The organism is Kutzneria viridogrisea DSM 43870 (genome assembly GCF_000525635.1).
GTDB lineage: Bacteria > Actinomycetota > Actinomycetes > Mycobacteriales > Pseudonocardiaceae > Kutzneria > Kutzneria viridogrisea.
Map to the genome: position 1 here is coordinate 762442 of NZ_CP007155.1, position 12156 is coordinate 774597.

A 12156-nucleotide genomic window follows, 5' to 3' on the forward strand; every position below is an offset into this window, starting at 1 on the left:
TCGGACCGGGTCGCGGGGTCACGCGAAAGCCGGGTTCCTCCCCCTCACCCGGCCGAGCGTGGCCCCGCTTTCTCGTGCCGCTGGCGCACCAGGCCCACCAGCACCACGAGCAGCCACACCACGGCGAGTGTGACCGCCACGCCCAGCGCGTAGTCCCGGTCGTGCAGGCCAGGTGTGGCCTCGGGGTTGGCATAGGTGCGCCACAGCGCGGGAACCGCCAGCAGGCTGACCACACCGGTGATCGCCAGGCCGCAGAGCAGCGGGCGCCGCCAGGCCGGGGCCGCCCAGCGCAGCACCGCGAAGGACACGCCGCCGACGACCGGGGCCAGCAGCGCGTCGTGCAGCACCGGCCCACCGCCCAGCCAGGCCAGCACGGACACCGTCACCGAGGGGGAGAAGGTCACCAGCGGCAGTGCCAGCCAGGCACCCCACAGGCCCGCCGCCAGCCCCAGCACCGCGAGCACGATCCTCATGCCAGCACCTCCAGCTTGCTGACCCACTTGGTCTGCAACACCCCTGGCCTGCTCGGCGCGATGATCCGGCACGGGTAGCCGTGGTCCGGGCTGAGCACGTGCCCGTCCAGGCGCAAGGCCAGCAAGGTCAACGGATCGCTGGTGTGCTCGCCGGGCAGCGTGCTCGACCGGTACAGGCCGCCGCGCTCCAACGAGTCCACCCGGACCACCGAACCCGGTTGCGCGCCAACGAGTCTGATCAGCTCTGCCACCGGAACCCCGGTCCAGGTCGCCGACTGGCTCCAGCCCTCCACGCAGGCGATGGGCAGCTCCGCGGTGGTCTGCGGCATGGCCTGCAACTGCTCGCGGCTCAACGAGGTCGTGCCGTGCGGGCCGATGATCTCCAGCCGCCAGTTGGCAGCCACGTTCGTCACGCCCGCGGCCAGCGCGTTGCGGTTCACCGGCAGGCCCTGCGGCCCCTTGTCCGAGCGCGAGGACAGCGCGGAGACCTCCCGCAGCCAGGGCACGGTCGAGCCCGCCGTCACCAGCACGGCGACACCGGTGGTCAGCCAGGTCGTGCGCAGGAACGCACGCCGGTCCAGGTCCGTGGTCCGCTCACGGGTGAGCGCCCCGCGGATCACCGGCAGCTTCACCGCGATGTGCACGAGCAGCGCGCCGACCGCGATCCAGGCCACCGCGTAGTGCGCGCTGACGAAGTAGAACTGCCACGGGTAGTTCTGCGCCGCGTTGAACAGACCCGTTGCCAGCTCGAAGAAGGCCGCGCCGATCAGCACGAAGATCGAGCCGCGCTCCAGTGCGTGCAGCGCGGACCTCACCAGCGGTTTGGCGAACAGCTTCGGGTAGACGCTCCACAACTTGGCCAGCAGCAAGGGGATCGCCGCGATGCCGGAGATCACGTGCAGCCCCTGCGTGACCCGGTACAGGTTGATCGGCCTGCTGGGCCAGAAGAACCAGTCCGGTGGGTGCTGGACGGCGTGGCTGAGCAGGCCCGTCACGAAGCAGGCCCCGAACGCGATCCCCAGCCACAGCCCGACCTTCGAGGTGACCCGCTCGTGGTGCGCCGGGCTGGTGAAGTCCTTCTCCTGCGGCGGTTTGGGCAACCTGAGCCTCATGACCGACCCCGCTCCAGCTCCGCGAACCAGCGGCCGTCCCGCTCCCCGAGCCACCGCACGCGCAGCCCTGCCCGCAGCGCGGCCTCGGCCAGCTCGTCCGAACCCAGCCATGCCCAGTCGAACCAGTCGCCCTTCTCGTCCACACTGGACAGTCGGACCTGGTTGTGCGGCAGTGCCTTGCCGGGCGGTTCCACCTCCACCAGCGCTGTGCCGCCGACCCGCAGCAGTTGCCTGACCCTGCGCAGCAGCGCCACCGGGTCCCCGCCGATGCCGATGTTGCCGTCCGCCAGTAGGACGTGCCGCCAGCGGCCTTCCCCGGGCAGCCGGTCGAACACGTCCCGGCACACCGCGGGCGCCCCACGCTCGTTGGTCAGCCGCACGGCGGTCGGCGAGATGTCCACCCCCAGCGCGATCACCCCGCGGTGCGTCAGCGCGGCCACCAGCCGACCGGGTCCGCAGCCGATGTCCAGCGTCGGCCCCGTGCACGCCGCCAGCAGCAGTTCGTCGGCCGCGTCGGGCCGATCACGCCACCGTGTCACCGGCAACACCACCCGCTCCCCGTTGACGCACTCCAGCCAGCAGCGCTCGCCGAGCAGCCCGCGGTCGAACCCGGCGACCCGGGCCGGTGCCGTCACCGCACACCCCCGGCGAGGCTGCGCAGCTGGGCGACGGCCGCCGCGAACCGGCTCGTCGGGATCCGCTCGGCCACGCGGAGTGCGTCCGCCACTGTGTCCACATCGGACAGAACTGGCATCGGTGCCACGCGCAGACCCTGATCGTGCAAGGCATCCAGCGTGCGATGTCCCGTGTCCGCCTGGGACATCGGTACCTCGCGCAGCGCCTGCGCCCGCAGCGGGTCGCGCAGCCCCAGCACCCACCAGCCGCCGTCCTCGGCCAGGCCGAGCGCCGCGCCATGGGAAACTGTACGAACGATCGTGCTTTCCAGCAGTGCGGCGTTGACCTGCGGGGTGTCCATGCCGATCTGCACCACGGGCAGGCCGGGGTGCAGCTGGCCGGTGTCCGCGTGCGCCGCCGCGAGCCGGGCACCGAACCCGTCCCCGCGCTGCGGGATGACGTCGAACCAGCCCAACGCGCGCTCCAGCTCCGCGGACCGCCTGGCCCGCGCCAGGTCACCGGTGAGGGCGACCACTGGCGCCGCACCGGGTACGGCGCGCACCGCGTCCAAGGTGTCCAGCAGCGCAGCCGCCGCGATGTCGGCGGCCTGCTCCGGCGAGGCCGGTGGGCACAGGCGGGTCTTGGCCAGGCCGGGGACCGGAGCCTTGGCCACCACCAGCACACAACAGCGCGGGGTCATCGCAGCACCCCCGCCATGTCGTGCACCGCGCGCAGCGTGCCGCGCACCGAGCCGGAGACCTTCGACTTGGTGCCCGCCGTCCTGGGCCGGTACACCACATCGGACTCGACCACCCGCCACTGCTCCTGCGCCGCACGGATCAGCAGCTCCAGCGGATAACCGAACGCACGGTCGTGCACCCCGAGCGCGAGCAGGTCAGTGCGCCTGACGGCCCGGATCGGCGCGATGTCCCGCACCGTGAGCCCACGGCGTCGCATGAGCGCGGCCAGCACGGCGTTGCCCGCACGCGCGTGCCACGGCCAACTGCCGCGCCCCACAGGCACTCGCCTGCCCACCGACAGGTCGACTTTGCCCGCCAGCACCGGCGCCACCAGCATCGGCAACTGCGCCGGGTCCAGGGAGCCGTCGGCGTCCAGGAAGCACACGATCTCGCTCGTGGCGTGCTCCAACCCGGTGTGCACCGCCGCGCCGTAACCCCGGCGCGGTTCGTGCACCACGGTGGCGCCGTGTGCGGCGGCCACCTCGGGGGAGCCGTCCCGCGACCCGTTGTCGACCACGATCGCGCGGTACCCGGCGGGCAACCCGCCCAGTACCCCTGGCAGGGCCGCTGCCTCGTCCAGGCAGGGCAACACAACATCGACTCGATCCACCCAGCCGACGGTATGTCCATCGTGGACACTGGCAGAACCCTTGCGCTGCTTACCGAATCATGACGTCGACCCACTCCTTACGAAGTTCTGACAGAACGGGTCCGCTGTCCCGTGCGGGCCCTATCGTGGCCTGGTGTCCCAACGCACCGGATCGCGTGTGGATCTCATCGCAGGCGCCGCTTCGTTGGTGCTCGTGGCGCTGGCCGCGGTGGTGGGGGTCAACACGCCCAGCCTGTTCGCCGGCGCCCCGCCGCTGTTCGCGGTGCTGCTCCCGCACGTCGGTCCCGGCACACCGCTGGCACTGGCCGTGGCGGCGGCCGTCGTGTTCTGGGGACCCGGCCTGGCCGCCCGCCTCGGCTGGCGGCCCGCGCTCGCCCTGACCTACCTCACCGCCGTGGCGTGGACCTTCGCGCTGGCACTGGTGGACGGCTGGCAGCGCGGTGTCGCCGACCGGTTGGCCCGCAAGGACGAGTACCTGCACGAGGTCGGCGGCATCACCGACATCGGTGCGATGCTGCGCGGGTTCAGCGCGCGGATCCTCGACTTCAAGCCCGACTCCTGGACCACGCACGTGGCCGGTCACCCGCCCGGCGCGACCCTGGTGTTCGTGTGGCTGGACCGCCTCGGCCTGGGCGGCGGCGCGTGGGCCGCCATGCTGTGCGTCCTCGTCGGCGCGCTGACCGCGGTCGCCGTGCCCGGCACCATCCGTGCGCTCGGCTCCGACTCGCTGGCCAGGTCCGCGCTGCCCTTCCTGGCCCTGTTGCCCGGCGCGGTCTGGGTCGGGGTCTCCGCCGACGGCCTGTTCGCCGGGGTCACCGCCGTGGGCATCGCCCTGCTGGCACGTCGGCACTGGGCCGCGTGGCTCGGTGGTGGGGTGCTGCTCGGCTTCGGCATCTTCCTGTCGTACGGCCTGGTGCTGCTCGGCCTCGTCGCGCTCGGCGTCGTGCTCGCCACCCGCCGCTGGCTCAGCCTCGCGCTGGCGGTCCTCGGTGCGCTCGCCGTGGTCGCGGCCTTCGCCGCCGCCGGGTTCTGGTGGCTGGACGGCTACCACCTGGTCGTCGAGCGGTACTACCAGGGCATCGCCTCGGTTCGACCGTACGGGTACTGGGTGTGGGCGAACTTCGCCGCCCTCGCGCTGGCCGCCGGCCCGGCGACCGCGGCGGGCCTGACCAGGCTCAACCGGTCCGCCAAGCCGCTGCTGCTGCTCACCGGGGCCGCCCTGCTCGCGGTGCTCGCCGCCGACCTGACCGGGTTGAGCAAGGCCGAGGTCGAGCGGATCTGGCTACCGTTCACGGTGTGGCTAGTACCGGCGGCTGCCCTGCTGCCCGGACCGGCCCGCCGCTGGTGGTTGGCCGCTCAGGCGCTGACCGCGCTGGCGGTCAACCACGTGCTGCTGACGAACTGGTGAGGGTCATGGCTGAACGGGTGCTGGTGGTCGACGACGACGAGACCGTGCGCGACGTCGTGCGTCGCTACCTGGAGCGGGCCGGGCTGGCGGTGACCGTGGTCGGCGACGGGGAGAGCGCGCTGGCCGAGTTCGCCAGGCAGCCAGCGGACCTGGTCGTGCTGGACCTGATGCTGCCCGGCATCGACGGCCTGGAGGTGTGCCGCAGGCTGCGCCGCCAGCACGAGGTGCCGGTGGTCATGCTGACCGCGCTCGGTGAGGAGGAGGACCGCGTGGTCGGCCTGCAACTGGGCGCCGACGACTACGTCACCAAGCCGTTCAGTCCGCGCGAGCTCGCGCTGCGGGTGAGCTCGGTGCTGCGCCGCGCCCGCGGGTCCGCCCCCTCCGCCGTGCCCGCCGAGCTGGTCGACGGGGACCTGCGCCTGGACACCGTTGCGCGGCAGGCTTTCCTGCGCGCTCAGCCGTTGTCCCTGACCACACGGGAATTCGACCTGCTCTCCTTCCTGATCACCAACCCCGGCAACGCCTTCAGTCGCCAGCAGCTCCTGGAACGCGTGTGGGGCTGGGACTTCGGTGATCAGTCCACTGTGACCGTCCACGTGCGACGGTTGCGGGAGAAGGTGGAGGAGGAACCCGCCAACCCCAAGCGGATCGCCACCGTGTGGGGAGTCGGCTACCGCTACGACAGGACGGGGTGAGGCCGCCGTGCTCACCGAACTGATGCACATCGCGCCGTACGCGATCGCTTTCACCCTGCCCGTAGCCCTGCTGGGCGTCGTGCTCCTCCAGTGGCTGCGCGAGCGCTCGCTGCCCAGCTCCCTGACCGTGCTCGTGCTCGTCCCGCTGCTGGCCACCGCTGTCGGCGTGTTGGGGGTGAGCGGGTTCATGTTCAACGCGATGCTGAACACCACGCTGCTCATCTTCCTGTGGGTGGCCGTGATCACCGTGCCCGCCGCCGTGCTGCTCGGCCGCGGCATCGCCCGGCGGACGGTCTGGGAGCGTGAGGCCAGGGCCCGCGAGCGCGCCGCCGAGGCCTCTCGCCGGGAGCTCGTCGCGTGGATCAGTCACGACCTGCGCACCCCGTTGGCGGGCATCCGGGCCATGGCCGAGGCGCTGGCCGACGGGGTGGTGTCCGAGCCCGCCGAGGTGGTCGGCTACGCCACTCGTATCGGGGCCGAGTCGCAGCGGCTGTCCAGCATGGTCGACGACCTGTTCGAGCTGTCCCGGATCACCGCGGGCGCGCTGCGGCTGAGCATGTCCGCCGTGCCGCTGCGCGACGTGGTCAGCGAGGCCGTCGCCGCCGAGGGCCCGGTCGCCGCGAGCAAGGGCGTCCGGCTGCGCGCCGAGGCCGAGACCTGGCCGGTGGTGCTGGGCAGCGATCCCGAACTCGCCCGGGTCGTGCGCAACCTGCTGTCCAACGCGATCCGGCACACCCCGCCCGACGGCACGGTCGCCGTGCTGGTCGGCACCGAGGACGGGCAGGCCCTGCTGCGCGTGGACGATGCCTGCGGCGGCATCCCCGGCAACGAACTGGACCGCGTGTTCGACGTGGCCTTCCGCGGCAGCTCCGCCCGCACCCCCAGCACCGGCTCCGAGCAGCCCGCGGGCGCCGGGCTCGGCCTGGCCATCGCCCGCGGCCTGGTCGAGGCGCACCAGGGTGAGATCGCCGCACACAACCACGGCCCCGGCTGCCGCTTCGAGGTCCGCCTGCCGATCGCGGTCTGACCCACCAATGAACGTCCCCCGCCACTCCCTGGGGGGCGTCCCCGATCCCAGTCTACCGCCCGCACCCCCTAGTTGATCTTGCTGAAGATCCACGTGTGGACAACTCGGCGGCTGTGCACAACTAGACCGTGGCGGGCTCGCGCAGCGGGTCGGTGGCGAAGGCGGCGACCCCCTCGGCGAACCCGACCCGCGAGCGGAAACCCAACGCCTCGGTGGCACGGGCGGGGTCGGCGACCACGTGCCGGACATCCGCGGGACGAGCGCCACCAACGATTTTCGGCTGCGGGCCGTCGCAGGCACGGGCCAACTCCGCGGCCAACTCGCCGACGGTGTGCGGCTCGCCGGAGCACACGTTCAGCGGTGTCAATTCCCCATTCGTGCCGGGCTGTTCGACGGCCAGCGCGTTGACCCGGGCCACGTCGGTCACGTGCACGAAATCGCGTTGCTGACGGCCGTCCTCCAGCACCGTTGGCGCCTCACCCCGGCGCAGCGCGGAGCGGAACAGCGAGGCGACGCCCGCGTACGGAGTGTCCCGAGGCATCCGGGGGCCGTACACGTTGTGGTAGCGCATCGCCCACACGTCGCCGCCGGTCTGCCGCGCCCACGCCGCGGCGAGGTGCTCCTGTGCCAACTTGGTCGCGGCATAGGTGCTGCGTGGCTCCAGCGGTGCGTCCTCAGGCACCAGGCGCCAGGACAGCCAGGCACCGCAGGCGGCACACCGCGGGTCGTAGCGGCCCGCGTCGACATCGGCCTGACGCCGGGGCTCCGGGCGGACAACGCCGTGTTCGGCGCAGGCGTAGCGGCCTTCGCCGTAGACGACCATCGACGAGGCCAGCACCAGACGGCCCACACCGGCGGCGTGCATCGCGGCGAGCAGCACGGCGGTGCCGTAGTCGTTGTGCGAGGCGTACTCCGGCGCGTCGGAGGGGTCCACGCCGTGCCCGACGACAGCCGCCTGGTGGCACACCACGTCCACCCCGCGCAGCAGCCCGCCGACCGTCTCGGCGTCGCGCACGTCGCCCGCGACGAACTCGTGCCGCGCACACCAGACCGGCGGCTGGCTGCCGCCGTGCGCCTTGGGCAGCAGGGCGTCGAGGACCAGGACCTGGTGGCCGCGCTCGGCCAGTTCGTCGGCGATGTGGGAGCCGATGAACCCGGCCCCTCCGGTGATGAGGACTCGCACACCCACGAAGCTAGGGCCGGGAACGCGTCACCGAGCCCCTGCGGGCCGGTACGTCACAGAACCGTCAGAACTCGACGACCACTAGGTTGGTGTCATGGAACGCAGCGCACAGCGACTCGGCCGTGCCCTCGTCGTCATCGTCGACGACCGGGTCGTGCACGGCGAGCACGAGGACAAGACCGGTCCGCTCGTCACGGAGCTGTTGGAAGAGGCCGGGTTCATCGTCGACGGTGTGGTCGCGGTCTCCGGTGAGGCCGTCGCCATCCGCAACGCGCTGAACACCGCCGTGATCGGCGGCGTCGACCTGGTGGTGACGGTGGGCGGCACGGGCGTGTCCCCGCGTGACGCCACTCCGGACGCCACCCTGGGCGTGCTCGACCGGCCGATCCCGGGCATCGCGGAGGCACTGCGGGCCTCCGGCCTCGCCGCGGGTGCGGTGGACGCGGGCATCTCCCGCGGGCTGGTCGGCGTGTCCGGCAGCACCCTGGTGGTCAACCTGGCTGGTTCGCGTGCCGCGGTGCGTGACGGCATGGCCACCCTGTCCGCCCTGGTGCCGCACGTCATCGGCGAGCTGTCCGGGCTGGACGAGGACTGAGCGAGCAGCGCCGGGCCCGCGGGGTTCGCGGGCCCGGCGCGGCACTCACTTCTTGTTCTCGCCGTTGAACAGACCGTCGATCTTCTCGCCCGCGGTCTTCACGCCCTCGCTGAACTTGCCGCCGGTGATCTCGTCCAGCTTGGACACGGCGGCCTCCACGCCCTTGGACGCGGCCTCGGTGGCCCGCTCCACGTAGGGCTCTGCCTTCTCCCGCAGCGGTGCCGCCTTCTCGGCCAGGTCACCGGCCACCTCGGTGGCCTTGTCCTTGAGCGGAGCGGCCTTCTCCGCGAGGTCGTTCGCGAGCTCCTTGGCCTTGTCGATGAAGCTCATCTCGTCCCAGCCTTCCTCAATGCAAATGCGGGTACCACCATGGTGGACGATGGACGGGTGACACGGCCACACGACCAGCAGCCGCGCAAGCGCCCGACCGTCGAGGAGGTCTTCGGCGAGGTGCTGCCGGACACCACCTCCGACGAGCGCGGCCCCCGCGCGCCGGAGCGAGAGCGGGACGACTGGTACCGGGAGAACCGGCCGCCCCACCACGAGGACCGCTGAGCGGGCCAGGGTCAGTCGCGGCCCTGCTGGGCGCGCAGCAGGTCGCGGATCTCGCCGAGCAACTCCAGCTCCGTGGGCCCGGCGGGCTTCTCCTCCTCGACCTTCTTGAACCGGTTGGTCAGCCGCTGCACCGGCACGACGACCAGGAAGTACACCACCGCGGCCACGATCACGAAGTTGATCAGCGCCGTGAGGAACGCGCCGTAGTCGAAGGTGACGCCGAGCAGCGTGAACGTGCCGCCGACACCGCCACCGGTGAAGACCTTCACCAGCGGGTTGATGAACGCGTTGCCCAGCGCCGTGACCAGCGCGGTGAACGCGGCACCGATGACCACGGCGACGGCGAGGTCGACGATGTTGCCGCGGAACAGGAAATCCCGGAATCCCTTGAGCATGGGGCTGACTCCTCGAAGCTGCCGACCGCTGGGGGAGGCGGCCGGCCCAGACAATGGTCAGCGCAGGGTAACGGTCACGGGTTGCGAGAGTGACGCCAAGGCCACCCTGGTCGCGCTCTGCCTGGGCAGTGCCACCAGCACCAGCCGACCGCGTTCGCCCTGCTGGGCCGCGGGACGCACAGTGACGACCACCCCGTCGGCGGCCAGCACGGGATCACCCTCACGTCCGGGTGCCAGCCCGATCACGTCGACCCGGCTGCCGGGCCGCAGCAGTTCGGCCACGCCGCCCTCGGCCAACCGGACCGGCACGGCGGCCGACCCGGCATCGCCCGTGCTCAACCGGGTGTTCTCCGCCCCGACCAGCCGGACGTCGGTGATCGGCTCGCCGGGGCGTGCCGCACCGGCCAGCACCTGCCCGACCGCCGCGGCCCGCTCGCGCAGCGCGCCGACCGGCACGGCGGCAGCGGGTAATTCGCGCACGCTGAGGTCCTCGGCGTGCAGTGTGCTGCCCGGCGCCACGTCCCTGGCAGCGACCAGCACGGGCACGGCGTGCTCCCGGCCGTGCAGGGCGGAGTACCCCGCCATCAGGGCGGCGGCCAGCACGAGCAGCACGGCCACCGCGCGGCGGACCAGGACTGCCCTGTTCCATCCCGCGGCGCTCACCAGCCTGGCCAGCCAGACCTTCGGTGCGATAACCATGGATCCGACGCTAGGAGCGCGCCGGACCGACCGGAAGAGTCAATCCCCAGCCTGTGGACAACTTGCCGAGGCTGTGGACAACCTAGGAGGCCGCGGCGGCTTTTGTGCTGGTAGCGGACTTTGTGCTGCTGCTGGCGGAGCTGGAGCTGCTGGAGTCGGTCGAGCTCGACTTCGACTCGGACTTGCTCTCGCTGGTCGAGGCCGACTTCGGCTTGCTCTCCGCCGCTGGAGTGGCGGAGGTGGAGCCGTTGCGGCTGTCGGTGCGGTAGAAGCCGCTGCCCTTGAAGACCACGCCCACCGAGCCGAAGAGCTTGCGCAGCTTGCCGCCGCACTCCGGGCACACCGTCAGCGCGTCATCGCTGAAGGACTGGACCGCCTCCAGCCGGTGGTCGCACTCAGTGCACGCGTACTGGTAGGTCGGCACGGTTCCTCCGTGAGGCACTCAAGTGTTGGCACTCGTAGGACCAGAGTGCCAGAACAATTCTGCGCCACCGGGGTGGCCGGAAGCAAACCTTCTCGTGCTCTGTCACATCCCTGACAGGGTGACCAGGCCTCCGCCCGGGGTCAGCGCGGCGGTCATCCGCACGTCGTGTGGTTCGCCGGGCAGCAGGTCGACCAGCTCCTCGTCGCGCACCACGGCGATCAGCGGCACCCCCGACACCCCGGCCAGCGAGCGGTCGTAGTGCCCCGCGCCCCGGCCCAGCCGGACCCCGCGCTGGTCCACCGCCAGCGCGGGCACCAGCGCGGCGTCGGCGTTTGCCACGGCGTTCGGGCCCAGCCGCAGCCCACTGGGCTCGCGTAGCCCGTGCGGGCCGGGCACCAGGCTGTCCTCGCCGAAGTACACGCCCCAGTCCAGCGGTGCGGCGCCGGTGACCACGGGGAGCAGCACCCGCCGTCCGGCCGAGCGCAGTTCGTCCAGCAGGGCCAGCGAACCCGGTTCGCTGCCGATCGGCACGTAGGCGCAGACGGTCGCGGCGCGCCAGGCCAGGGCCGCCGCCGACCGCGCAAGCGCTTGCGCCTCGGCCTCGCGCACCTCGGCTGGAACCGCCTTGCGCCTGCTGACCAGGTGCTTTCGCCATTCCTGCTTGCCGGAACCAAACTCGGGCAGTGTCACGAACCCACCTCGCAGAGTGACGGATAGTCTTGCTTGCCATGAGCTCGACGAGCCCCTTCCGCACCGCCATCGTGCCCGCCGCGGGCCTGGGCACCCGCTTCCTGCCGACCACCAAGGCCGTGCCCAAGGAACTGCTGCCCGTGGTGGACACGCCGGGCATCGAGCTGGTCGCCACCGAGGCCGCCGAGGCCGGGGCCAGCCGCCTGGTCATCGTGACCTCACCGGGCAAGGACGCGGTGGCGCAGTACTTCCGGCCGCAGCCCGAACTGGAGCAGACCCTGGCCGAACGCGGCAAGGACCACCTGCTGGCGAAGGTGCGCCGGGCACCCGAACTGCTCCAGGTGGAGACCGCGATCCAGGACAAGGCGCTGGGCCTCGGGCACGCCGTCGGCTGCGCCGAGGGCAACCTGACCGGCGAGGACGACGCGGTGGCCGTGCTGCTGCCCGACGACCTGGTGCTGCCGCGCGGGGTGCTCACGAGGATGGCCGAGGTGCGCGCCCAGTACGGCGGCAGCGTGCTCTGCGCCTTCGACATCCCGCGCGAGGAGATCTCCGCCTACGGAGTGTTCGACGTGCGCGAGATCGGTGAGCAGGACGTCAAGCGGGTCGTGGGCATGGTGGAGAAGCCCAAGGCGGACCAGGCCCCGTCCACCTTCGCGGCGGCCGGCCGCTACCTGCTGGACCGCGCCGTGTTCGAGGCCCTCAAGCGGATCACCCCGGGTGCCGGCGGCGAACTCCAGCTCACTGACGCCATCGCGCTGCTGATCGCCGAGGGGCACCCCGTGCACGTGGTGGTCCACCGGGGTGGGCGACACGACCTCGGGAACCCGGGGGGTTTCCTGCGTGCCGCAGTGGACTTCGCCCTCGAGGACCCGGAGTATGGCCCTGACCTGCGTCAGTGGTTGGAAGGTCGGATCGGGACAGCTTGAACGGCA

17 protein-coding genes are annotated in these 12156 nt (G+C 72.0%); 6 read left to right on the forward strand and 11 right to left on the reverse strand.

The features are described 5' to 3' along the window. Positions 1-44: 44 nt before the first annotated feature. Genes KALB_RS03650 through KALB_RS03670 form a run of 5 tightly spaced genes read right to left on the reverse strand, consistent with a single transcriptional unit; the run spans position 45 to position 3550 of the window. Entirely contained in the window at positions 45-473 is a 429-nt protein-coding gene (locus KALB_RS03650; RefSeq protein ID WP_025354369.1) for a hypothetical protein, read from the reverse strand. Next, positions 470-1585 carry a molybdopterin-dependent oxidoreductase gene (locus tag KALB_RS03655; RefSeq protein WP_025354370.1) on the reverse strand — a complete coding sequence of 372 codons (1116 nt, stop codon included), beginning with the start codon at positions 1583-1585 and terminating at the stop codon, positions 470-472. Before KALB_RS03655 ends, KALB_RS03650 begins: the two co-directional genes overlap by 4 nt. Continuing rightward, entirely contained in the window at positions 1582-2220 is a 639-nt protein-coding gene (locus KALB_RS03660; protein ID WP_025354371.1) for a methyltransferase domain-containing protein, read from the reverse strand. The genes KALB_RS03655 and KALB_RS03660 overlap by 4 nt, the downstream gene beginning before the upstream one ends. Then, entirely contained in the window at positions 2217-2900 is a 684-nt protein-coding gene (locus KALB_RS03665; RefSeq protein WP_025354372.1) for a TIGR04282 family arsenosugar biosynthesis glycosyltransferase, read from the reverse strand. Before KALB_RS03665 ends, KALB_RS03660 begins: the two co-directional genes overlap by 4 nt. After that, a complete protein-coding gene (locus tag KALB_RS03670; RefSeq protein ID WP_025354373.1) occupies positions 2897-3550 on the reverse strand; it encodes a glycosyltransferase family 2 protein in 654 nt (217 codons plus the stop codon). Before KALB_RS03670 ends, KALB_RS03665 begins: the two co-directional genes overlap by 4 nt. 133 nt (positions 3551-3683) lie before the next feature. On the opposite strand from KALB_RS03670, the gene KALB_RS03675 reads away from it, so the two are divergent. The 3 genes from KALB_RS03675 to KALB_RS03685 are packed head-to-tail and all read left to right on the forward strand — an operon-like array spanning position 3684 to position 6680. Further along, complete coding sequence (locus KALB_RS03675) at positions 3684-4958, forward strand: hypothetical protein (protein ID WP_236650165.1); 1275 nt, start codon at positions 3684-3686, stop codon at positions 4956-4958. Positions 4959-4963: 5 nt separating this feature from the next. Then, positions 4964-5653: a response regulator transcription factor gene (locus KALB_RS03680; protein WP_025354375.1), complete on the forward strand. Its 690-nt coding sequence runs from the start codon at positions 4964-4966 to the stop codon at positions 5651-5653. Between the two features lie 22 nt (positions 5654-5675). Then, the gene (locus KALB_RS03685) at positions 5676-6680 is read left to right on the forward strand and encodes a sensor histidine kinase (RefSeq protein ID WP_042221610.1); all 1005 of its coding nucleotides are present in this window, start codon (positions 5676-5678) and stop codon (positions 6678-6680) included. A 121-nt stretch (positions 6681-6801) separates the two neighbouring features. Here KALB_RS03685 and KALB_RS03690 read toward each other — a convergent pair whose 3' ends face one another. Then, the gene (locus KALB_RS03690) at positions 6802-7863 is read right to left on the reverse strand and encodes an NAD-dependent epimerase/dehydratase family protein (RefSeq protein WP_025354377.1); all 1062 of its coding nucleotides are present in this window, start codon (positions 7861-7863) and stop codon (positions 6802-6804) included. A 94-nt stretch (positions 7864-7957) separates the two neighbouring features. Here KALB_RS03690 and KALB_RS03695 point away from each other — a divergent pair, with 94 nt between their 5' ends. After that, the gene (locus KALB_RS03695) at positions 7958-8458 is read left to right on the forward strand and encodes a MogA/MoaB family molybdenum cofactor biosynthesis protein (RefSeq protein WP_030109015.1); all 501 of its coding nucleotides are present in this window, start codon (positions 7958-7960) and stop codon (positions 8456-8458) included. Positions 8459-8503: 45 nt separating this feature from the next. Here KALB_RS03695 and KALB_RS03700 read toward each other — a convergent pair whose 3' ends face one another. After that, positions 8504-8788, reverse strand: a complete 285-nt coding sequence (locus KALB_RS03700) for a hypothetical protein (RefSeq protein ID WP_025354378.1) — start codon at positions 8786-8788, stop codon at positions 8504-8506. A gap of 39 nt (positions 8789-8827) precedes the next feature. Here KALB_RS03700 and KALB_RS03705 point away from each other — a divergent pair, with 39 nt between their 5' ends. Next, positions 8828-9013: a hypothetical protein gene (locus KALB_RS03705; protein WP_025354379.1), complete on the forward strand. Its 186-nt coding sequence runs from the start codon at positions 8828-8830 to the stop codon at positions 9011-9013. A gap of 11 nt (positions 9014-9024) precedes the next feature. On the opposite strand, the gene mscL is transcribed toward KALB_RS03705, so the two are convergent. The 4 genes from mscL to KALB_RS03725 all read right to left on the reverse strand — a co-directional run bounded on the left by mscL (position 9025) and on the right by KALB_RS03725 (position 11221). Next, the gene (gene mscL / locus KALB_RS03710; RefSeq protein WP_025354380.1) at positions 9025-9408 is read right to left on the reverse strand and encodes a large conductance mechanosensitive channel protein MscL; all 384 of its coding nucleotides are present in this window, start codon (positions 9406-9408) and stop codon (positions 9025-9027) included. A gap of 57 nt (positions 9409-9465) precedes the next feature. Further along, a complete protein-coding gene (locus tag KALB_RS03715) occupies positions 9466-10107 on the reverse strand; it encodes an SAF domain-containing protein (RefSeq protein ID WP_025354381.1) in 642 nt (213 codons plus the stop codon). A gap of 82 nt (positions 10108-10189) precedes the next feature. Then, positions 10190-10531 carry an FmdB family zinc ribbon protein gene (locus KALB_RS03720; protein WP_025354382.1) on the reverse strand — a complete coding sequence of 114 codons (342 nt, stop codon included), beginning with the start codon at positions 10529-10531 and terminating at the stop codon, positions 10190-10192. A gap of 102 nt (positions 10532-10633) precedes the next feature. After that, complete coding sequence (locus KALB_RS03725) at positions 10634-11221, reverse strand: 5-formyltetrahydrofolate cyclo-ligase (protein ID WP_025354383.1); 588 nt, start codon at positions 11219-11221, stop codon at positions 10634-10636. A gap of 38 nt (positions 11222-11259) precedes the next feature. On the opposite strand from KALB_RS03725, the gene KALB_RS03730 reads away from it, so the two are divergent. Continuing rightward, a complete protein-coding gene (locus KALB_RS03730; RefSeq protein WP_025354384.1) occupies positions 11260-12150 on the forward strand; it encodes a UTP--glucose-1-phosphate uridylyltransferase in 891 nt (296 codons plus the stop codon). Positions 12151-12156 lie beyond the last annotated feature (6 nt).

What these genes read in the sequence shown, in the direction of transcription:
- mscL (WP_025354380.1), bottom strand. Translation starts at nt 9,408, where the DNA reads ATGCTCAAGGGATTCCGGGATTTCCTGTTCCGCGGCAACATCGTCGAC.
- KALB_RS03665 (WP_025354372.1), bottom strand. Translation starts at nt 2,900, where the DNA reads ATGACCCCGCGCTGTTGTGTGCTGGTGGTGGCCAAGGCTCCGGTCCCC.
- KALB_RS03685 (WP_042221610.1), top strand. Translation starts at nt 5,676, where the DNA reads ATGCACATCGCGCCGTACGCGATCGCTTTCACCCTGCCCGTAGCCCTG.
- KALB_RS03715 (WP_025354381.1), bottom strand. Translation starts at nt 10,107, where the DNA reads ATGGTTATCGCACCGAAGGTCTGGCTGGCCAGGCTGGTGAGCGCCGCG.
- KALB_RS03650 (WP_025354369.1), bottom strand. Translation starts at nt 473, where the DNA reads ATGAGGATCGTGCTCGCGGTGCTGGGGCTGGCGGCGGGCCTGTGGGGT.
- KALB_RS03700 (WP_025354378.1), bottom strand. Translation starts at nt 8,788, where the DNA reads ATGAGCTTCATCGACAAGGCCAAGGAGCTCGCGAACGACCTCGCGGAG.
- KALB_RS03730 (WP_025354384.1), top strand. Translation starts at nt 11,260, where the DNA reads ATGAGCTCGACGAGCCCCTTCCGCACCGCCATCGTGCCCGCCGCGGGC.
- KALB_RS03655 (WP_025354370.1), bottom strand. Translation starts at nt 1,585, where the DNA reads ATGAGGCTCAGGTTGCCCAAACCGCCGCAGGAGAAGGACTTCACCAGC.
- KALB_RS03695 (WP_030109015.1), top strand. Translation starts at nt 7,958, where the DNA reads ATGGAACGCAGCGCACAGCGACTCGGCCGTGCCCTCGTCGTCATCGTC.
- KALB_RS03705 (WP_025354379.1), top strand. Translation starts at nt 8,828, where the DNA reads ATGGTGGACGATGGACGGGTGACACGGCCACACGACCAGCAGCCGCGC.
- KALB_RS03680 (WP_025354375.1), top strand. Translation starts at nt 4,964, where the DNA reads ATGGCTGAACGGGTGCTGGTGGTCGACGACGACGAGACCGTGCGCGAC.